The sequence below is a fragment of the Pseudidiomarina piscicola genome (assembly GCF_902806985.1).
Classification (GTDB): Bacteria; Pseudomonadota; Gammaproteobacteria; order Enterobacterales; family Alteromonadaceae; genus Pseudidiomarina; species Pseudidiomarina piscicola.
The window spans coordinates 117,128-137,961 of the sequence record NZ_CADCXY010000005.1 but is presented as its reverse complement, the minus strand read 5'-3'; the positions used below and the strand labels follow the sequence as shown (position 1 = coordinate 137,961).

The window sequence follows — 20,834 nt, the reverse complement described above, 5'->3', positions numbered from 1 at the left end:
TTTGAAAATTAACTGCAAAAGGGTACAAATTTGCTGAAAGCAAAGTATCCTATTGGCTCTCTAACTTAGGATATTTGGATGCCGATGCGGTTTTTGTTCGTGACCTTGGCTAAGCTTGCGCTGGCAGGCCTCGTAACGCTAAGTTTTTACCTTATTTACCTTGATAGCTCGCTCACGCAACGCTTCGCTAGTGAACGTTATGAAGCGTCGGCGATGGTCTATGCACGCCCGTTAACGCTGCAGCCGACGGCGCCGTTACGAATGTCACAGGTTGTTGCCGAGCTGCAGCAGTTGCGTTATCGCGAAAGTGCCGAGCTAGCCGACAGTGGCAGCTATTCACGGCAGGGAAACCAACTCGAAATTCACCGCCGCCCCTTCGATTTTGCCAATGGCGCTGCTATGGCGGAACGAGTGCGCATTAGCTTTGCCAATGGCAGAGTACGCCACATTCTGAGTTTGCCCGACGGGCGTTCGCTCAATCGCTTTCAATTAGACCCTCTGTTACTAGGTCAAATTACTGGCAGTAATGGTGAAGATCGTTTGTTAGTTGGCCTTGAACGGGTGCCAAACTTACTGATAGAGACACTCTTACTGATAGAAGATCGTGACTTTTATCACCATGCGGGTGTGTCCTTAAGCTCGATAGGGCGGGCGGCGTTGGCCAATTTAGCCGCGATGGAAACCGTACAAGGTGGTAGTACTTTAACTCAGCAATTAGTTAAAAACCTGTACTTAACCCGCGCCCAAACCTTATGGCGCAAAGCAAATGAAGCGCTGATGGCCTTGGTCATCGATTTTCGTTTTAGTAAGAATGAAATTCTCGAGACCTACTTTAACGAGATCTACTTTGGCCAAGATGGTGGCCGCGCGATACATGGTATTGGGCTTGCCAGTCGTTATTACTTTGGTAAGCCAGTGGAAGAACTACAACCGGCAGAAATGGCGATGCTGGTGGCCATTGTCAAAGGACCGTCGTATTACAATCCTCATCGATATCCCGAGCGGGTGCAACAGCGCCGTGACATGATACTGCAGCTGATGTTTACGCAGGATTTGATTTCTCAGCCGACTTATTTGGCCGCGCTTGATGCCAAACTAGTCGCTGAAAAGGGACCGCGCACCGGGCAAACATGGGCCCCGCATTACTTAGCGCAGGTAAAACAGGAGTTAGCACAACTGCAAGTTCCTGAAAACTGGGCGCAACAAGGTTTGCGAGTGTTCACTTACTTCGATCCGCTGGCGCAACAAGCGGCGGAGTCCAGTGTTGCGAATCAGTTACCGCGTTTAAGTGAATCAAAGGAACTGCAAGCAGCGGTGGTGGTTGCCGATCCCAGTCAGGCCAGTTTGCTGGCAGTGGTGGGGGATAGGCAGCCGCAAAATCTAGGTTTTAATCGCGCATCTGGTGCCATGCGTCAAGTCGGGTCCTTAGTGAAGCCGGTGATTTATGGACTCGCTCTTGAGCAAAAGAACAGCTACCACCTTGGTACTATCGTGGAAGACCGGCCGATTGAGCTAGAGCAAGCGAATGGCACAATTTGGCGCCCTGAGAATTATGATGGTGAATTCCGTGGCAGTTTAATGCTTTATGACGCGCTAGCGCAGTCGCGCAATATCCCGGCGGTGCGCTTGGGCATGAGCGTCGGGGTTCCCGCGATTGTCGCCAAGCTTCGAGCTGCCGGCGTCGACACACCTATTCCAGAGGTGCCGTCGCTCGCACTCGGGTCCGTTGAGTTGTCACCACTGCAAGTCAGTGAAATCTACGGTATTTGGGCGCAGCAGGGGCGGTTTCGCCATTACCGTACTATTCAAGCATTGACCAACCACCAAGGCATTACATTTTACCAGCGACGGCTAACGTCAGGTGCAGAGGTCTTTGATGAGGTGACCACTGCGCTGGTGAATTATGGTTTGCGGGGCGTGGTGAATGAAGGTACGGGGAGAGCGTTGGTGCCGCTTTTTGGTAATGATGCGTTAGCCGGTAAAAGCGGAACCACCAATGACTATCGAGACAGTTGGTTTGTTGCTTATGACGAAGATAAGCTAGTGACGGTCTGGCTGGGGCGCGATGACAACCAACCCGTCAACTTAACGGGCAGTTCTGGAGCTCTAAAAGTGGTGGCAGAAATGTACAGCCAACTCGGGGTCCGCCCTCTGTCGACGCAACCACCGGCGCCTTTAGAACTAACGGCCTTCCACCCAGAAACGGGCGTGGCGATTCCGCTGGATTGTGCTGAGAAACGACGTTTTCCGGCCTATCCACAAAACTTACCTGAACAAGTAAATTGTGCTGGCGAATTGGATGAGCGCTCGTGGTGGGAAAAGCTGCTCGACTGAGCCTGCCACCACGAGCGAATAGCTTAGTTTAATTCGGCAAAGGCCTTACTTGCTGCCTCTAATGTGGCGTCGATATCCGCATCGGTGTGTGCCGCTGACATAAAGCCGGCCTCAAATGCCGAAGGTGCAAGATAAACACCTTGTTGCAACATGCTGTGATAGAACTTACGGAAGTGTTCCATATTGCATTGCGTCGCTTGCGCATAGCTGGTGACTTCGGCGTCTGAGCTGAAAAAGAAACCGAACATTGAGCCGGCCTGGTTGGTGGTAAATGGAATACCGGCAGCATCCGCACGCTCTTGCATGCCTTTGACCAAGCGCTCTGCTTTGGCGGTCAGTTGCGGGTACAGTTGTGCGTCATCGAGCTGGCTAAGTGCCGCCAAACCTGCTGCCATAGCAACGGGGTTTCCTGACAGGGTTCCGGCTTGGTAAACCGGCCCCACTGGTGCAATGTAATCCATGATTTCGGCTTTGCCACCAAAGGCCCCAACCGGCATACCACCACCGATAACTTTACCGAGTGTGGTGAGGTCAGGCGTTACATTATAAAACTCTTGTGCGCCACCACGGGCGACACGGAAGCCTGACATGACTTCATCAAAAATCAGCACACTGCCATACTCGTCACAGATCTCGCGCAAGCCTTCGAGGAAACCTGGTGCCGGCGGAATACAGTTCATGTTTCCGGCCACTGGCTCGACAATGATGGTGGCGATAGCGTCGCCATGTTCGGCAAAAATCTGGCGTACGGAGTCTAAATCGTTGAAGGTGACAGTTAACGTATGCTTGGCAAAGTCTTCTGGGATACCCGGTGAATTAGGTACGCCGAGGGTAAGTAACCCTGAACCCGCTTTAACCAGAAGTGCGTCAGCGTGGCCATGGTAACAACCTTCAAATTTAAGAATCTTGTCGCGCCCGGTGTAGCCTCGTGCCAAGCGGATAGCGGTCATGGTTGCTTCGGTGCCAGAATTTACCATGCGAACTTTTTCGATGGACGGAACCAAAGATTTTATCTTTTCCGCCATGGTGATTTCACTAGACGTTGGGGTGCCGAAGCTCAAGCCGCGGTCCACTGCTGCGTGAGTTGCTTCTCGAATGGCGGCATTATTATGACCTAACACCATGGGTCCCCATGAGCCGACATAGTCGATGTAGCGTTGACCGTCGGCGTCGTACATATAAGCGCCGTCGGCTTTCTCAATAAAAATCGGCGAGCCGCCGACACCATTGAAGGCGCGTACCGGTGAATTCACACCGCCAGGAATAGCGAGTTGAGCTTGAGCAAATAAATCTTCAGATCGAGACATCGTGATCCTCTTTTCTATGAGTTAGACGTTGCGTTTGTCGGTGTACCAATTGACTTCACATTCATGGTTTTGAACTTGGTCGGCGACGCCGAGTGTAAGCGCAAACAACGCCATTCGTATGAGTACGCCATTGTCTGCTTGACGGAATATGGCTAAATTCGGGTTTTGGTTCAGATCGTTATCAAGTTCATTGGCTTCGGCCCGAGAGTCGCGAGGTAACGGGTGCATGATAACGGTGTTAGGTTTGTAATGCTTGGTGTAAATCTCGCTATTCAAGCGGAACTTACCGCGATATTGATCGGCTTCGCGCGGCGAGGTAAAACGCTCTTGCTGAATGCGTGTTTGATAGACAATATCGGCATCGGAGCTGCCGCTTACTTGATCGGTGACATAGACTTCGTGGCCAGCTTTGCTCAGCACCTCAAGGACGCTTTCAGGCATCATCAATTCACGTGGGGAAATCAGCGTGAAGCGGACGTTGTTGTAAAGTGCTAGTAGGCGAGACAGGGAGTGTACCGTACGACCAAATTTAAGGTCGCCCATCATACAGATATGCATGCCATCGATATTATGGCCGTGATACGCGAGCTCTTTTTTTATGGTGTAAAGATCAAGTAGCGCTTGGGTCGGGTGTTCATTGGCGCCGTCGCCGCCATTGATTACGGGTACGCGGCTGCCTTTGGCAAATTCAGAGACAGCGCCAGACTTCGGATGGCGCATGGCGATCACGTCGCTATAACTACTAAGCACACGTGCGGTATCGTACAGTGACTCGCCTTTGGCTAACGCCGAGCTTTCCATACCTGTGGTTTCGCGAACCTCGCCACCGAGCAAGTTAAATGCGGTACCAAAACTTACCCGCGTTCGGGTCGATGGTTCAAAAAACAGGTTTCCGAGTATCGCACCGTCGAGTACGCGGGTACGTTTTTGTCGTCGCGCATAAGGCAACATACGGTCAGCGACGGCAAAAACGTCGTCGATGCTGTCACGATTAAATTGGTCAACGGAAAGAATGTTGGCGCCAGTGAAGTTCATGTATTGCGGCCTCAGTGAGTTGCTCAAAGATAAGCGGAAAATCGTTTATTCACTGGACGATTATTCTAGCAGAAAGCTCTGTTAAAAAGAATCGCCCAACCCCGCAAAGCTCAAAACTGTGGCTTCAAGATAGCCAGAAAGACAATTGCAAATAGGGTTAATACCGGCACTTCATTGAAAATGCGGTAGAACTTGTGGCTGCGACGATTGCGGTCATGTTTAAAGTCCGCTAACAACTTAAAACAGTAACCGTGGTAGCCGTAAAGAAATACCACCAACAGCAATTTAATGTGCATCCAACTACTGGCGGCAAACCAAGCACTGCCGTAAGCGATAATAAGCCAGAGCCCAAACACTAATGTTAGAATGGCAAAGGGCGTGACAAAAAACAGCAGTCGGCGCTCCATCACTTTAAGTTGTGCGCTGACGTCCGCCGAGTCGGTTTGCGCGTGATAGACGAATAACCTTGGTAAATAGAAAATACCGGCAAACCAAGCCACCATAAAGATGATGTGCAGAGCTTTCACCCAAAGTAAAGTCATTGTCTATTCCTTTTAAGCTGCGTAGCATTACGTGCGGACTATGATAAGAAGAGCAGCCATGAATGAGAAGCAAAAATTTGGTTTAATCGCCGCCGTTGCGCTGAGCGCTTTGTTGCTGGGCTACTTTATTGGTGGCGGACACCATTGGTACTTAAGCGATCGCGTCGATGAATTAGAACAACGGGTCGAATTACTCTATGAGCAGGCAGAAACAGCCGATTACCAGAAGCATATCGCGGAAGTTGAACTAGGCATTGAGCGGGCCGCGAGTGAACAGTTAGAACTTGACTTGGCGGCGGGGCAAGACGAAATTTTAGCGCTGCGACGTGAGCTTAGTTTTTATCAAAAAATTATGGCTCCGGAACTTGAAGCTCAAGGAGTGGTGATTGATGCCTTTGAGCTCTATTCTTTACGCCAGCCTGGGCACTTTCAGTTCCGACTCGCGGTGGTGCAAACCGATCGTCAGCGGGGCGGTGTTAAAGGCACACTTCACCTTGAACTCCATGGTCGTACCGCAACAGACAAGGTGGCTCTCGATCTGTTTGATTTAGCAGAGTTGCCAGCAACTGAGCGTAACTTCAGTATGCGTTACTTTAAAGTGCAAACCGGCAGCTTTCGTTTACCCTCAGGCGTTGAACCGGAAAGCATTGAAGTACGTGTCGAAGTTGATGGCAGCGGCAATACCCTGTTAGAACGGACCTTCTTATGGAGCGAATTAAGCGGTTAAAACGCCGGCAATACTTGACCCTTTTACTCAGGTAAGCGAAAATAGCGGTCTAATCATCGGAGGTAGTAAACGAATGACTGATGCAGCACAAGCCATACCAATTCAATTTACGGAAACGGCAGCCAATAAAGTGAAAACCCTGATCGCAGATGAAGAAAACCCTGCGTTGAAGCTGCGTGTGTACGTTACCGGTGGCGGTTGTTCTGGGTTTCAGTATGGCTTTACGTTTGACGAAAAAGTAAATGCTGGCGACATGGAAATTGAAAAGAACGGTGTTACCTTGGTGGTTGACCCAATGAGCCTACAATATTTGGCGGGTGGAACAGTCGCCTATGAAGAGGGCTTGCAAGGTGCACGATTCTTCGTCGACAATCCAAATGCCACTACCACCTGTGGTTGTGGTTCAAGCTTTGCCATTTAACAGCTAGGCGTTGGCCTTTGGGCCGACGCTAGAGATGCCTTCCGACCTGCTTTACGGTAAACTACCGCCTTCACTTATAAGGGAGGTAGTTTATGAGTTCTTATGCGGCCCATATAGCAACAGTGCAAGCACGCTTTGATGCGGCACTGGCAGCCACAGATTTTGATTCAGTATTAGTATATGCGGGTCAACCGCGCGTCGCTTTTCTTGACGATAATGCGGCCCCCTTCAAAGTGAATCCGTTATTTAAGTACTGGCTGCCGATCACCGATAGCCCCAAAAGTGCGATCTATTATGAGCGCGGGCAGAAACCAGTTCTTTTCTTGTTTCAACCACGCGACTTCTGGCATGCCCCAGTCACCATTGAAGAAGCCGAATGGCAGCAACATTTTGAGCTGGTTGTCATCGACGACTTAGCTCAGCTTACCGAGCGACTCGGCAACAAACTCTATGCGAGTGCCTTCATTGGCGAGGACTTCGCTGAGCCGGTGGCAAGCTGGCAAATGAAAGCGCGAAATCCGCAGGCGTTAATTGACCACCTACACTTTCACCGGGCGATCAAAACCGAGTGGGAGCTAGAAAACCTACGCATTGCCAACGAACGCGCTGTGACAGCCCACTTAGCGGCTCGCGACGCCTTCCTGGCTGGTAAAAGTGAACTGGAAATCCATCATGCCTACCTGGCAGCCATTAACTTTCGTGAAAGTGAGCTCCCCTACAACAGCATTGTTGGTTTGAATGAGCATGGCGCAATTTTGCACTATGACGTTTACGAGACACAAGCCCCCACCGAAAGCCGCTCATTTTTGATTGATGCAGGTGCAACCTATCGCGGCTACTGCGCGGATATCACCCGTACCTATGCCAAAAACGACGGCTTTTTTGCCGACTTAGTGGCGGCTATGGACGCGGCTCAGCAAGCATTGTTAGGTGAAATTAAGCCTGGTCTCGACTACTATCAGTTGCATGTATCGATGCACCTTAAAGTGTCGCAGTTACTCAGTGAGTTTGGCTTTGTTAAAGGCTCGGCAGAAAGTATTTACGAGCAAGGCTTCAGCAGTGCTTTCTTCCCACATGGCTTAGGCCACTTTATTGGATTACAAGTGCATGATGTAGGCGGCTTCTTGCGTAACGATCGCGGTGACAGCTTTGATCGTGATGTACGCCACCCATTTTTGCGGTTGCTGCGTCCAGTCGAAGCCGGCCAAGTGTTCACTATTGAGCCAGGGCTCTACGTTGTAGACCAGTTACTGGAAGAGCATGCCGAGGCCAAAGAAATGAACTGGGATCGCATCGCGGAGTTACGTCCATACGGTGGCGTACGTATCGAAGACAGTATTGTTGTGGGCGACAATGGCGCCAACGAGAATCTGACACGTGACGCATTTGGAAAGCTCGAAAGTTAAGGTAAGTAAAGCCCACCAAGTACAGTGGCGCGGCTGGCGCCCGTCACTGCCGGCAGGTTACCCGGTTGGCGCGTCATAAATTGACGTGCCAGCCAGGCAAACGCCATCGCCTCTAAATGCTGCGGATCAACGCCCAACACTGCAACACTTTGCCACTGCGCAGCGGGATAATGCGTGGCTAAACGCTGCATCAAATGATCATTAAAGGCCCCGCCGCCGGCCACGAATACCTTGGTCACGTCAGCTGCACTGGCACGCCGCAATCCTAGAGCAACCGACCTTGCGGTAAATTCTGCTAAAGTTGCCTGCACATCTGGCCCTGAAACTTGCCCAGCATGCTCTAAGTGTCCCAACAGCCAACGGTAATTAAAATACTCACGACCGGTACTCTTCGGTGGCGCTTCTTGTATGTATGGATCGGCTAACATTGCCTCGAGTAAGTCGTGGTTTAGCGTACCTTGTGCGGCATAGTCACCATTTTTATCGAACTCGAGGCCGCTATCCGGGTGTTGCAACTGATACCAAAGATCCATCAGGGTATTTGCTGGGCCCGTATCGAAGCCAGTGATGTTCTCAGCTTCTTGGGTGAGTAGGGTAATGTTGGCAATACCGCCTAGGTTTAGCACCGCCGCGCTGTCGTTTTCGGCAAGTAACTGGTGGCGAAAGAGCGCGTCATGGAAGGCGGGCACCAAAGGGGCACCTTGACCACCTAGCGCAATATCTTTACGCCGAAAGTCAGCGACCACTGGAATGCCCGTCAAGGCCGCTAGAGTGTTAGGATCTCCCAATTGAACACTGTAAGGTGTCAGGGTATCGGGCATGTGTCGAACGGTTTGCCCATGACTCCCTATTGCCGCAATATCGGCAGGCGCTACTTGCGCGCGCTGCAGCAGGCTCATAACCACCTCGGCGCTATACTCGGCAAATAACCTATCGCTGGTAGCCAGTCGATGTAACTCGTTATGGCCTGGCGTGCATAAGCGTTGCAGCTCGGTCTTGAGATCAGTGGGTAGCGCGTGCGAATAATGCCGGAGCAGTCGTGGTTGAGTGCTGGCGAAGTCAACGAGCACGGCATCTAAGCCGTCCATGCTCGTGCCCGACATTAAACCAATGTAGAGCTGAGTACTGCGTTCCATAATTAGCGCATCGCCAAGAATACGCGTCGGTTATCCGCCAGCATGGCTAGTCGTTGCTCAGCAATTTTATTGAACTCTGGCATTTCGCTAGCAGTTAAAGATTCAGCTTCTGGGAATTCCACGGTACGAGGGTTGCGGTGTACGCCATCAACCAAGAATTCATAATGAAGATGAGCACCGGTTACTCGCCCTGTAGCACCGACTCGGCCAATTAAGTCGCCTTGTTTTACGCGATCACCACGCTTCACAGTGCGCTTGCTCAAGTGCAGGTACTTGGTGACATAGCGTTCGCCATGCTGAATAAAGACATAATTGCCGTTAAGGTTATTATAGGCACTAGCAATGACTTTACCGCTACCAGAGGACATCACTGGGGTGCCGACATTAGCAGCGTAGTCGATGCCATTGTGGGGCCTTACACGACCGGTCACGGGGTGCAAGCGACGAGGGTTGAAGCTCGAACTGATATACGTGAACTTAACTGGCGAGCGTAAAAAAGACTTACGCATAGCATTACCATTTGTCGCGTAGTATTCACCGTTGCTATGTAAAATAGCTTGGAACTTGCGATCTTGGTTGACGAACTCGGCTGCAAGCACACGGCCATAACCGGCAAATTCGCCATCAACATATTCTTTTTCGTAGATCACCGAGAACTCATCGCCTTTACGTAAATCGAGTGCGAAATCGATGTCCCAACCGAAGATATTGGCGATACTCATAATTTGGTTATCGGTAAGCCCAGCATTGATGCCTGCGTTCCAAAAACTCGACTCTATTTCAGCGTAGGCAAACGCTTCTTGTACCTGCACTTCTTTGGTATCGATTTCGCTTACATAACCATTTTCGGTTTGGCTGACAATCAGAGTATCAATAGGACTAATTTGATAAGCGACCTGTAATAATTCGCCGTCGGCATCTTTTGCGAAACGTAAGGTGTCGCCGGGATGAATTTTGCGCAGATACTTATTGGCTCGAGTGTCTTGGGTGAGCCGATATAATTGTTGCGGCGAGAAGCCCATAACATCAAAAATGCGAGCTAAGCTGTCACCAGGTTTCACTTCGTAGCCGCTCCAGTGGACGCTAGGCTCGACTGGCTCTTGCACGGCGACCGTGTCGGCTGCCGCAGTTGAATCAAGCGCGGGCTTTAATTGAGGTGCTGCCGCGTCGGTGGTCGTCACTTGCGGTTTTAATTTAACTGGCACCTCAAAGCGCTCGCCAAGGATCAACTGTCGATCGGCGAGTTCTGGATCAGAGGTATTACGTGAGGCTGTCGCTGGCTCGGAGGGCAGCAACATAACCATAAGTGTTGCCAGGCAAACACCCGACAAAAGTAATTGGTGACGTCGTGGCAGTTGCTTCAACAAACCTGCCATTCTTATAGTAAGTACCTTCATAAACTTCCTGAAGTTAGCGCGCTGGAAAAACTTATGTCTCCTACTTCTTTCAGCAGAATAATACGAAGTTCAAGCTTTTTCCAGTCGCTTTACCTTTATTTCCGCTTAAAAGACCGTGCTAAATAGCATACAATGCGTGGTTTCAAGAACTTTCTCGCGTCAAGCTAAATAGCTCAGGAGTATGAAATTGATGACAAAATCAGCGGCGGATGCATTTGCAGAAATAGCTAGAGGGACAGAAGAAATTCTGCTCGCAGACGAACTTAAGGATAAGCTCGCAAAAGGTAAGCCGTTGGTCATCAAAGCCGGGTTTGATCCAACGGCCCCAGACTTACATCTTGGGCATACGGTGCTGATCAATAAAATGCGCTTATTTCAAGACCTTGGTCATGACATTGTGTTCCTGATTGGTGATTTCACCGGCATGATTGGTGACCCCACCGGGAAAAACGTTACGCGTAAGCCATTGACTCGCGAAGACGTAATGAACAACGCGCAAACCTATAAAGAGCAAGTGTTTAAGATCCTTGATCCGGCGAAAACACAGATCCGCTTCAACTCTGAGTGGATGAACGACTTAGGTTCAGCGGGCATGATTAAACTAGCGGCCCGGCAAACCGTCGCCCGCATGCTTGAGCGCGACGACTTTAAAAAACGTTATACCACAGGCCAACCCATCGCCATTCATGAGTTTTTATACCCGCTGGTGCAAGGTTGGGACTCGGTGGCATTACGATCTGATGTTGAGTTAGGCGGCACCGACCAACGATTCAATCTGTTGATGGGGCGCGAATTACAAAAAGATGAAGGCCAGACACCCCAGACAGTGATTATGGTACCGCTGCTCGAAGGCTTAGATGGCGTGCAAAAAATGTCGAAGTCACTCGGTAACTACGTAGGTATTACCGAGCCGGCGAACGATATGTTTGGCAAGCTAATGTCGGTATCTGACGAGCTAATGTGGCGTTACTTCGAACTGTTAAGCTTCCGCCCTTTGGAAGAGCTCGAACAGTTCAAGCAAGCAGTGCAAGAGGGGGCCAACCCGCGTGACTATAAAGTCCTATTAGCCAAAGAAATTATTACACGCTTTCATGACGAGGCGGCAGCAGATGCAGCTGAGCAAGACTTCATTCAGCGGTTTAGCAAAAATGCGATTCCCGATGATATGCCAGAAGTCACCGTAACCACCACTGAAGGCGAAGTCGGCATTTGCTACTTGCTTAAAGAAGCGAAGTTAGTGAACTCAACGTCTGACGCCATGCGCATGATCAAACAAAATGCGGTTAAAGTGGATGGTGAGAAAGTGACAGATACCAAACACATGGTCGCCGCTGGAAGCGTCGCAGTATACCAAGTAGGTAAGCGCAAGTTTGCGCGCATCACGGTTGCTTAACTCGCGGCGTTCGGGTTCTCAGCTTGCCAGCGTTGGCCATCTGGCCAACGCATAAGCGTCATTGTTTCACCCCAGACACAACCGGTATCTAGACCAATCACGTCATCACGTTTAGTTTGCCCCTGTAGCGCAGCCCAATGACCAAATATCAGCGTTGTGGGCTGTGGCGACCAATGTATAAACCAAGGGCTCAGCCCCTGTTCCTGGGTGGCCGTGCTCGGGCCTTCTTTAACGGACAAATTGAGACCTTGCTGAGCATCTAAAAAACGCATACGCGTGAGTGCATTAATAATAAAGCGAATACGCTCAGGGCCCTGAAGTTCGGGGGACCACTGACGAGGTTCATCGCCATACATTTTTAGCAACCACGGCGCCAGCTTCTGGTGTCGCCAAGCGCGCTGCAGGCTTAAACTGACCTCATCAGAGAGTTTTTCAGCCTCATCAATCGACCACTTTGGATAAATGCCCGCATGTGTCATGACCACATCGTCGGCGCGCCGTAGCAATGGCTGTTGCACTAGAAAATCAATCCATTCATGCTGCTGCTCATCTGGCAGGGCAAGAATGTTATCTAAGCGATCTTTAGCTTTGGCTTTTTTAGCACCCGTTAAAACTGCCAATAAGTTCAGATCATGGTTGCCGAGCACGCACTTGGCTGCGTCGCCTAATTCGCGCAGGCGTTCTAAACAGGCTAATGAGTCGGGGCCGCGGGCGACGATGTCACCGACACACCACAACTCATCAAAACGCGAATTGAATGAAACTTTAGCGAGTAGCTCGTCGAGCTGTTCAACACATCCTTGCAAGTCACCGACAAAATAGCGCGCCATGAAATGTCTCGTTTTAGTGGAGGATGTTAGGCACAGCGAGTCGGAACGACGGTATTTCCACCTCGAACTTTTCGCCTTCTGTCGTCACCATGCCGTAATGGCCTTGCATGGTTCCGATTGGGGTGGCCAGCACGGTTCCGCTGGTGTAACTGAACGACTCGCCGCTGGCAATATGCGGCTGTTCACCGACTACGCCATCGCCAGCAACGCGGGTGATTTTATGGTTGGCATCGGTGATACGCCATGCCCGAGTGAGTAGCTGTACGGGCTGTTCGCTGGTGTTGGTCACCGTGATAGTGTAGGCAAACACATATTGGTCATTGTCGGGCTCTGACTGTGCTTCTAAGTAATGTGTTTTAACTTCAATAGAAATTAAATTTGGGCTTACTGTCTTCGTCATAACGCACCATGTTGTTCGTAATACCAATTTGCAAGGCGACAAAAGTCTTCTACGGAAAGCGTTTCTGGGCGATCGTTTGGATTGATGCCAAGGGCTTCCAGCTGCTCTGCGTCAATATGCTTTTTTAAGTTATTACGGATTGTTTTGCGACGTTGATTGAAGGCCACCAAGCAGAGTTTTTGCAAGGTTTTAAAATCATGCACGGGATGTGGTGGCTCGCTATAAGGGGTTAATCGAACCACGGCCGACTCGACTTTGGGTGGCGGCGTGAAGGCACCTGGTGGCACCAGTAATACCGGCTCAACTGCACAGGCCTGCTGTACGGCAACGGTTAAACGGCCATAGGCTTTGGTGCCTGGCTGGGCAGCGAGTCGATCGACCACTTCCTTTTGCAACATAAAGTGCATATCGCCAATAGCGTCAATTTGGTCAAGTAAGTGAAAAATAATTGGCGTTGAAATGTTGTACGGAAGATTACCGAACACGCGGAGCTTTTGCTCATCCTTTTGGAACTGATGAAAGTCGGTTTTAAGGGCATCACCGCGATAAACAGTGAGTTTTTGCTGCATAAATGGATGCTGCTCAAGCCGATCCGCCAGATCACGGTCGAGCTCGACCACGGTAAGCTGTTCAATGCGATCACAGACCGGTTCAGTGAGTGCCGCTAAACCAGGGCCAATCTCGACTAACTGTTCGTCGTTTTGCGGATTGATAGCATCAACGATGGCATCAATAACAAAAGTATCGTGTAAAAAGTTTTGTCCAAAGCGCTTACGAGCGCGATGTCCTAAATGGGTTTTTGTCATTCCGTTACCATGGTTAAAGCGGTCTCTAGGGCGTAACTTGCACTGCCAATATCAATAGCGCCGGTGCCGGCTTTATCAAGCGCCGTGCCGTGGTCGACCGAAGTTCGAACAAAAGGTAAGCCGAGCGTGATGTTCACAGCGTTACCGAAGCCTCGATATTTTAGCACGGGTAAGCCCTGATCGTGATACATCGCGATCACAGCGTCGGCATTTTCTAAATAGTGTGGCTGAAATACGGTATCGGCGGGCCAAGGTCCACTGACGTCTATCCCTCGTTGCTTAAGGTCGCGAATCGCCGGTTCGATGTGCTCAATTTCTTCACCACCGAGATGGCCCTGTTCACCCGCATGAGGGTTGAGGCCGCACATCAGAATTCTTGGCTGAGGGCACGCGAACTGTTGTTTCAGTGCGCTGGCGACAATCTCCGTTACACTTTCAACTAACGGCTGGTTAATAGCACTAGGCACCTGGCTCAAAGGTAAGTGAGTGGTTACCAGCGCGACGCGAAGACCGGGCGTAGCGAGCATCATGACGACTTGTGGTGTTTGACTTTGTTCGGCAAAAAACTCCGTGTGTCCGCTAAAGGCAATCCCAGCGTCGTTGATAACACCTTTGTGCACAGGGCCAGTCATAACTGCATCGAATTCGCCTTGCAGACATCCGCGACACGCATGATCCAACAAGTTTAATACGTAGCGACTATTGGCTGGATTGAGCTCGCCCGCGGTGACGGTTCCTGCCAACGCATGTTCGGCCACCAATAAGGTTCCCAACGGCCAATGCTGAGGCGGGCGGCTGGCATCATACTCGACCAGTGAAACGTCAAGACCGAGCTGGTGGGCTCGGTCTTGTAAGAGTTGTTTATTACCTAACACCACCAGTTCTGCAGACGACGGTTGCGACGCCTGTGCTAAGGCGAGGTAGAGCGCAATATCAGGGCCAATCCCCGCCGGTTCACCTGAACTGTAGGCGATACGCTTTAGCTTCATTCAACAACCTGTTCAATGTAGGCTTGGTCACGGATCTCTTGTTGCCAGTTTTCTAGCTCTTCTTGATACTTACGACGGAAAAGCAATTGATAAGCGCGGTTTTGTTTACTGCGCTCAGTGGCGTCTTGCACCCGACGGTCCAGGACTTCGACAATGTGCCAGCCGAATTGTGAGCGGAATGGCTCACTGATAACGCCGATCTCTGCGTTGTCAACGATCTGCTTAAAAGTGGCGTCGTAAACATCGGTTTCAGACCAGCCTAAATCGCCGCCTTGGCTGGCTGAGCCCGGATCAGACGAGTGCTCACGAGCCATATCTTCAAAGGTTGCTTCTCCAGAGACGATTTGTTGACGAATCTCAGCCAGTTTTTCTTCAGCACGCTTGTCCGAAAGAATCACCGATGGTTGCAGCAAAATATGACGGGCGTTTACTTCTTCAATTTCGACGGTTTCTAAGCCTCGGGTATCGGTAACCTTAAGAATATGAAAACCAACACCGCTCTTAATCGGGCCGATTAAGTCACCTTTACGCTTATCGCGCACGGCTTCTGCAAATAGTGTTGGCATGGCATTGATATTCATCCAGCCTAGGTCGCCGCCTTCAAGTGCGCGTGAGCCTGCAGAGGAAGACACTGCAGTCGAGGCAAAGTCTGCACCATCACGCAGTATCCCTAATAACTGATCAGCGCGCTCGCGGGCATCTTGCACATCGTCGCTACCGCTGCTGTCACGCAGGCCAACCAAAATATGACTTAAACGGTACTCAACTTCCTGACTGTTAACTTCTTCTAGCATTTCAGAGAGGTTTTGAATTTCTTGTGGCGATATATAGACACGTTCACGAACAGCGCCGCGTTGAACTTCGCCGAGCATCATTTCTTTGCGAACCGATTCGCGATAGCTCGACCATGAACTACCTAGCCGTTCAATTTCATTGCGCAGTTGTTCAACGGTTAAGTTTGATTCTTGGGCGATACCTTGAATAGTTTGCTCAAGCTGCGCGTCACTTACTTCGACGCCCGCACGCCGAGCAACTTGCAATTGCACCTCTTGCAACACTAAGCGATCGACGGCTTGCACACGTAACACTTCGTCGCTGGGTAACTCCATATCTTGTTCCGCGGCATTGCGCTTGATCTGTGCCAACATGGCTTCAACTTCGCTTTGCAAGATCACGCCATCATTGACGATGACCGCGACTCGGTCGAGCACTTCATTGGCTTGTACTGAGACCATACTGCTTGCGATTGCTAGCCATGCAATGCTCACTAACTTCAACATCTTGTTCATGAAAACTACCTAGTTGCTTAAATAAAACGGGTGACGATATCCGAACAGACTCTGCTCGATCAGTTCGAGCAAGTTGCCATTGTCAGAGCCCAGCCCCTTAATTATGAATTGTATACTGACCCCATTATCGAACTCAGGTTCACCAAGTAAGGGATCAAATTGTTGTAATTCTAGATTGCGATTAATGCGGCGATAGGCGCTAACACGCACCGCCCAACAACAGTCGCTGTACTGTAACGCAAGAAGTGCGTCGTTGGTACGTTTCTGCTGCAGATCGTAATACCAGTTACTGGCAAATTGCCATTTGTTGTTCATTTGGTAGACCGTCTGCAGGCCTAATTGTTCGATGTCATCGTTAAGAATATTGGTCACCTGTCGGTGACTAAGCTGCACGAGATTACTCTCATTGACACGATACTCAACCGCAGTTTGGCTTTTGCGCGTACTTTCTTGTTCTAAGTCGTATTGCACCGCGCCGTTAATAAACCAGCGTTGGCCAAGTTGAAAACGGGCATCAACAGCAATATCCGAGCGGTCGTCAGACACTTGCGAAGCTTCATCGAATAAATTAACGCGGCTATCATCGAAGTAGTAAATTTGACCGACACTAAGGCGCATTAATTCACGCGCACTGTCACTATAAATGCTGGTCGATGCACCCACGGTGACTTGATTGGCGTCGGCAATACGGTCAAGCCCCGAAAAACGACGCGCACGGAACAGCCCACGGTAGTCGTCTTGCATTAAGGTTGAGTCATAAATGCCAATCTCGGACTGGTCGCGATACGGCACATAAAGATACTGAATCTGTGGCTGTAAGGTTTGACGGTAATCGCTATCGCTCCAACTGAACTGGCGCTCTAGATTAAGCCGACCTCGCATGCGGAATTGCGGTAAACCACGCGTTGGGTTATCAGCCAACCCTTGCTGTGAACCAGCTTGGTCGTAGTAGGTATAGCTGTAGCTCAACTCAGTGAGCCAGTCGTACGCGGGCGTCTCATACGCGAGGTTAACTTGCGGTTCTAGATGAAAGCGCGAGGCGTAGTCTTGGCTGTTGGCCTGATTGCGAAAGTGCGTTAGTTCAGAGAACACCTCATAGGAAAAAAGTGAGGGACCATCCCATTGCGCTGTGGTCACAATTTGCGGCACGGTACGATAGGGCGAGCGGAAGTTACCTAACACTTCAAAGTCTTCAGCGCGCAACATCACTTGCAGGTGGTCATCGACGTAATCGACGCGGGCATGGCGATAGAGCTGTGCATCGGCACGGCCAGCAAAGTCGCTGCCAAAATCATTAAGGTAGTCATCATCGCTAATATCGAGAGCGTTAATGTATGAGCGCCAGTTTTGACTCCAGTTTTGGGCATGTTCAATGCGCCACAAATAACGAGCATCGTCATTTTCAAGACTGTCATCATCGTTTAAATAAGCGAGGTTAAGTTGTCCGAAACCACCTTCGGTAAGAACTCGGTACTCGGCTTGCATTTGCAGCCCACGTTCGGCCATATAGCGAGGCGTTATTGTGGCGTCCTGATTGGGCGCAATATTGACGTAGTACGGCAGCTCGAATTCAAAGCCGTTCTTTTGAGATGAGCGAATCGTTGGAAATAAGAAACCGGTTTTTCGCTGATCGTTGATCGGGAAATTCAAATAGGGCACGTACAGCACGGGTACGCCAAATAACTCAAACTTTGCATGCCAAGCCTCGCCCCAGGCTTCGTCTTCGCTAATACTAATTTCGTCGGCGCTCAATTGCCATGCTGGGTCGTCCGTGGGACAGGTGGTAAACGTTGAGCCTTCAAGCAGTACTTGCTGCTCAGCTATCGACAAAATAGTTGCGGTACCGTGGGCGCCCGCGTCGATTAATTGATATTCGGCGCCAGACAAATAGGCTCGGTTATCGCCTGAGTTTAAGCGAAAGTTTTCACTAACGACTTGCACATAACCATCGGTATATTGGGTTGCGCCACTTGCATTGATATTGCCAGATGCTTGGTTGACGGTTGCTTGTTCGGTGAGCAAATATTGGTCATTGAATTGCACCTCAACATTGCCAATGAACGATGCGATTGAAGTTTCCGAGTCAATATCTGCTTGATCTGCTCGGACACCGATAGCATCAGTGCTAAGGTTAGCAATAGGTTTTAGCTGAGCGATTGGAAATAAAGGAGTCCGCACCGGACACTGGCTGAGGTATTGGCTATTGTCCGACGCCTGAGCGGCGGCTACAGTGGTGCCGAATAGATACAGGCTGAAACCCCAGCAGGCGCCGCGAATGAATGAATGCATGTTAGCGATGACTCAACTTTGTCCTTAACATTATGGTAGGTATGATAAAGCAAATTTACGTTGCCTGCCATTTGTGAGCGAGGAAATAGCGTGGAAAATAAGCGAGAAGTAAAGTTGCAGGCATGGTGTGAAGCCGTAACCGGTTATCCCCAGCAAGATCTGCAACCGGTTTTCGGCGATGGGCGGCCGTGGCGATATTATCGAACCCACGACGGTATGCGCAGTTTAATCGCCGTTGACACCATGAATAGTGATACCGCATTGAGCAACTACCTGGCAGTTGCCGACGCCTATAGCGAGCGCGCGGTCGCCGTACCAGAGTTGGTTGCGGTGAATGAGCAACATGGCTTTATGTTGATGACGGATCTCGGTTCAAGCCTGCTATTGAGCCATTTAAGTGAAACAACTTTAACGCAGTGGTATGGCAAAGTGTTCGTCGACTTAGCCGATATTATGAGCGTTCAAGAGACGCAAAATGGACCGCTCGAGTTATTCAGCGCTGATAAGCTACAGGCGGAACTCGATGTCATGCGAGAATGGTTGGTGCAAGCGCACCTCGGTATTCAATTTACCAGCGCCGAGAAACAGGTTTGGGAAGATTTTTGCCGCAAGTTAATTGAAAACGCGAAGGCGCAACCACAGGTAGGGGTACATCGTAAGTTTCATGCGCGCAACGTGTTGGTACAGGGCGATGACTCATTGGCTTACACAGGCTTTCATGATGCAGTAATAGGCCCCATCACTTATGATGTGGTGAGCTTGCTACGTGACTGTTATGTACGCTGGCCGCAAGACCAAGTGCGGCAGCTCGCCACCAAGTGTTTTGATTATTTACGTGAACAACGGGCCGATCTTGCGGTCGATAACAGCACCTGGCAACGTTGGTTTGATCTGATGGGGTTACAGCGCCATGCCTATGCGAGCGGCTTGTTTGCACGGCGTTATCAACGCGACGGCAACCCAGGTTATATCCAAGATATTCCGAGAAACGTGGCATATCTCCACGATATTGCGTCGATTTACCCGGAGTTCGACGATTTTCGTGAATTATTAAAAAACCGTATTCTACCCGCATTAGCGGCATCAAGTTAAGCACGAGGAGTATGCATGTTTTGGGGAAAAGTGCTCGGAGGGTTCTTTGGTTATTTGTTTTTGCGATTTCCAGGCCTACTATTAGGAGTGGTCATTGGCCATTGGTTTGATCGCGCCTTGCAGCAGTCGATGCGCCAAGGGGGAGCTGTCAATCAACGGTTATTTACCGATACGTTGTTTGCGGTTCTGGGGCACTTAGCGAAGTCTAAAGGCCGAGTGACCGAGCAGGACATCGATTATGTAAACGCGTTGATGCAACACCTAAAGCTCAATGATACGGCTCGTGAACAAGCGCAAAAAGCTTTCCGCGAAGGTAAAAACACCGACTTTCCACTCGACGCCAAGGTCAGCGAATTTCGCCGCCAGCTTGCATGGCGGCGCGATATTTTACAATTCTTTATAGAACAAGTACTGATAGTCGCCTTGCACGATGGCCAGTTAGACCAGGCCGAATACGATGTACTGTTACGCATTACCGAGGCGTTAGGTTTCCGGCGCGCGCAACTAGACCTATGGTTACAAATGGCGCAGGCAGGGCAACGCTTTAGAGGCGGTCAAGCGGGCACCAGTGGTGCTTCTGCGGCAAGTCAGTTAGACGATGCTTATGCCGTGTTAGGGGTGGATCGCAAGGCGAGCTTTGCCGAAGTGAAAAAAGCTTACCGCAAGTTAATGTCAAAGCACCATCCAGACAAACTTGCAGCACAAGGTTTACCTGAAGAGATGCGCGCCTCAGCACAAGAAAAAGCGCGCGAAATTCAAGCCGCGTATGAAGTGATTAAAAGTCAGCAGGGCAATGGAAATTAATCGGCTGCTCGCTTAGCGGGTGTAGAAAACCAATTTCTTCAGCATGTAAAAGTAGTCGATCTGCGGCGGCAAAAGCCGCTGCATCGGCATAAAATTTATCGCCTAATATAGGCGTCTCAAGTGCTTGCATATGCACCCGTAACTGATGTGAACGGCCGGTCACCGGGAATAACATGACCTCACTAAAGTCGGCCTCGGTGCGAACCACGTGGTAACGCGTTTGTGCCTGGCGCCCGGCGATAAGATCTACCATTTGCCGTGGCCGGTTTGGCCAATCGCAGCGCATGGCGAGATCGATCACACCGTTCGCCGCAGGCAGCCGTCCGGCAACGTGGGCACGATAATATTTATGCACCTTCCGCTGTTCAAATTGCCGTTGTAGGTAGGCCTGTGCCGTTTTATGCAACGCCAGCACAAGCAAACCAGAGGTTGCCATATCTAATCGGTGCACGACGCGAGCCCCCGGTAACACACGCTGCACCCGAGCCCAAAGCGAGTCACGATGGGCTGGGTCTTTGCCTGGCACACTAAGCAACCCCGCCGGCTTATTGACCACCACGATGGCCTCATCGCGATACAGAATATCGAGATAAGGGTCGGTGGGTGGTCGATAGTCAAGTAACGTCATTTTAGTTTA

Annotated in this window: 19 protein-coding genes; 7 read left to right on the top strand and 12 right to left on the bottom strand. The window is 50.4% G+C overall.

The window, feature by feature from the left end; genetic code table 11:
* Window positions 1-78 precede the first annotated feature (78 nt).
* On the top strand, window positions 79-2,334 hold the full coding sequence (gene mrcB / locus PSI9734_RS10130) for a penicillin-binding protein 1B (RefSeq protein ID WP_173921026.1): 2,256 nt from the start codon (window positions 79-81) through the stop codon (window positions 2,332-2,334).
* A 23-nt stretch (window positions 2,335-2,357) separates the two neighbouring features.
* Here the strand turns inward: mrcB and hemL are convergent, their stop codons facing one another.
* The 3 genes from hemL to hemJ all read right to left on the bottom strand — a co-directional run bounded on the left by hemL (window position 2,358) and on the right by hemJ (window position 5,218).
* Window positions 2,358-3,641 carry a glutamate-1-semialdehyde 2,1-aminomutase gene (gene hemL / locus PSI9734_RS10125; RefSeq protein WP_173921025.1) on the bottom strand — a complete coding sequence of 428 codons (1,284 nt, stop codon included), beginning with the start codon at window positions 3,639-3,641 and terminating at the stop codon, window positions 2,358-2,360.
* 21 nt (window positions 3,642-3,662) lie between these two features.
* Complete coding sequence (locus PSI9734_RS10120) at window positions 3,663-4,676, bottom strand: aspartate carbamoyltransferase (RefSeq protein WP_173921024.1); 1,014 nt, start codon at window positions 4,674-4,676, stop codon at window positions 3,663-3,665.
* Between the two features lie 110 nt (window positions 4,677-4,786).
* Window positions 4,787-5,218 (bottom strand): protoporphyrinogen oxidase HemJ, encoded by a 432-nt coding sequence (gene hemJ, locus PSI9734_RS10115; RefSeq protein ID WP_173921023.1) that lies wholly within the window; start codon window positions 5,216-5,218, stop codon window positions 4,787-4,789.
* A 58-nt stretch (window positions 5,219-5,276) separates the two neighbouring features.
* On the opposite strand from hemJ, the gene PSI9734_RS10110 reads away from it, so the two are divergent.
* The 3 genes from PSI9734_RS10110 (at window position 5,277) to pepQ (ending at window position 7,772) form a co-directional block, all read left to right on the top strand.
* Window positions 5,277-5,945 (top strand): DUF6776 family protein, encoded by a 669-nt coding sequence (locus PSI9734_RS10110; protein WP_173921022.1) that lies wholly within the window; start codon window positions 5,277-5,279, stop codon window positions 5,943-5,945.
* Between the two features lie 73 nt (window positions 5,946-6,018).
* A complete protein-coding gene (gene erpA, locus PSI9734_RS10105) occupies window positions 6,019-6,366 on the top strand; it encodes an iron-sulfur cluster insertion protein ErpA (RefSeq protein WP_173921021.1) in 348 nt (115 codons plus the stop codon).
* A gap of 92 nt (window positions 6,367-6,458) precedes the next feature.
* Complete coding sequence (gene pepQ / locus PSI9734_RS10100; RefSeq protein WP_173921020.1) at window positions 6,459-7,772, top strand: Xaa-Pro dipeptidase; 1,314 nt, start codon at window positions 6,459-6,461, stop codon at window positions 7,770-7,772.
* On the opposite strand, the gene PSI9734_RS10095 is transcribed toward pepQ, so the two are convergent.
* Together PSI9734_RS10095 and PSI9734_RS10090 are read right to left on the bottom strand one after the other, a co-directional pair.
* A complete protein-coding gene (locus PSI9734_RS10095) occupies window positions 7,769-8,908 on the bottom strand; it encodes an anhydro-N-acetylmuramic acid kinase (RefSeq protein ID WP_173921019.1) in 1,140 nt (379 codons plus the stop codon). The two genes, pepQ and PSI9734_RS10095, sit on opposite strands and share 4 nt — an antisense overlap.
* Before the next feature lie 2 nt (window positions 8,909-8,910).
* Entirely contained in the window at window positions 8,911-10,305 is a 1,395-nt protein-coding gene (locus PSI9734_RS10090; RefSeq protein ID WP_246194902.1) for a peptidoglycan DD-metalloendopeptidase family protein, read from the bottom strand.
* A gap of 190 nt (window positions 10,306-10,495) precedes the next feature.
* On the opposite strand from PSI9734_RS10090, the gene tyrS reads away from it, so the two are divergent.
* A complete protein-coding gene (gene tyrS, locus PSI9734_RS10085) occupies window positions 10,496-11,698 on the top strand; it encodes a tyrosine--tRNA ligase (RefSeq protein ID WP_173921054.1) in 1,203 nt (400 codons plus the stop codon).
* Here tyrS and PSI9734_RS10080 read toward each other — a convergent pair.
* The 6 genes from PSI9734_RS10080 to PSI9734_RS10055 are packed head-to-tail and all read right to left on the bottom strand — an operon-like array spanning window position 11,695 to window position 18,301.
* Complete coding sequence (locus tag PSI9734_RS10080) at window positions 11,695-12,528, bottom strand: symmetrical bis(5'-nucleosyl)-tetraphosphatase (RefSeq protein WP_173921018.1); 834 nt, start codon at window positions 12,526-12,528, stop codon at window positions 11,695-11,697. The genes tyrS and PSI9734_RS10080 overlap by 4 nt on opposite strands.
* Before the next feature lie 13 nt (window positions 12,529-12,541).
* Window positions 12,542-12,928, bottom strand: a complete 387-nt coding sequence (apaG, locus tag PSI9734_RS10075; RefSeq protein ID WP_173921017.1) for a Co2+/Mg2+ efflux protein ApaG — start codon at window positions 12,926-12,928, stop codon at window positions 12,542-12,544.
* Complete coding sequence (rsmA, locus tag PSI9734_RS10070) at window positions 12,925-13,734, bottom strand: 16S rRNA (adenine(1518)-N(6)/adenine(1519)-N(6))-dimethyltransferase RsmA (RefSeq protein ID WP_173921016.1); 810 nt, start codon at window positions 13,732-13,734, stop codon at window positions 12,925-12,927. The genes apaG and rsmA overlap by 4 nt, the downstream gene beginning before the upstream one ends.
* On the bottom strand, window positions 13,731-14,723 hold the full coding sequence (gene pdxA / locus PSI9734_RS10065) for a 4-hydroxythreonine-4-phosphate dehydrogenase PdxA (protein WP_173921015.1): 993 nt from the start codon (window positions 14,721-14,723) through the stop codon (window positions 13,731-13,733). The genes rsmA and pdxA overlap by 4 nt, the downstream gene beginning before the upstream one ends.
* Window positions 14,720-16,012, bottom strand: a complete 1,293-nt coding sequence (gene surA, locus PSI9734_RS10060) for a peptidylprolyl isomerase SurA (RefSeq protein WP_173921014.1) — start codon at window positions 16,010-16,012, stop codon at window positions 14,720-14,722. The genes pdxA and surA overlap by 4 nt, the downstream gene beginning before the upstream one ends.
* 9 nt (window positions 16,013-16,021) lie before the next feature.
* Entirely contained in the window at window positions 16,022-18,301 is a 2,280-nt protein-coding gene (locus PSI9734_RS10055) for an LPS-assembly protein LptD (RefSeq protein WP_173921013.1), read from the bottom strand.
* A 90-nt stretch (window positions 18,302-18,391) separates the two neighbouring features.
* Between PSI9734_RS10055 and PSI9734_RS10050 the strand changes: the two genes are divergently transcribed.
* Window positions 18,392-19,393, top strand: a complete 1,002-nt coding sequence (locus tag PSI9734_RS10050; RefSeq protein ID WP_173921012.1) for an aminoglycoside phosphotransferase family protein — start codon at window positions 18,392-18,394, stop codon at window positions 19,391-19,393.
* Between the two features lie 15 nt (window positions 19,394-19,408).
* Entirely contained in the window at window positions 19,409-20,197 is a 789-nt protein-coding gene (djlA, locus tag PSI9734_RS10045) for a co-chaperone DjlA (RefSeq protein ID WP_173921011.1), read from the top strand.
* Here the strand turns inward: djlA and PSI9734_RS10040 are convergent.
* Window positions 20,169-20,825 carry a pseudouridine synthase gene (locus PSI9734_RS10040; protein WP_173921010.1) on the bottom strand — a complete coding sequence of 219 codons (657 nt, stop codon included), beginning with the start codon at window positions 20,823-20,825 and terminating at the stop codon, window positions 20,169-20,171. The two genes, djlA and PSI9734_RS10040, sit on opposite strands and share 29 nt — an antisense overlap.
* Window positions 20,826-20,834: the final 9 nt, after the last annotated feature.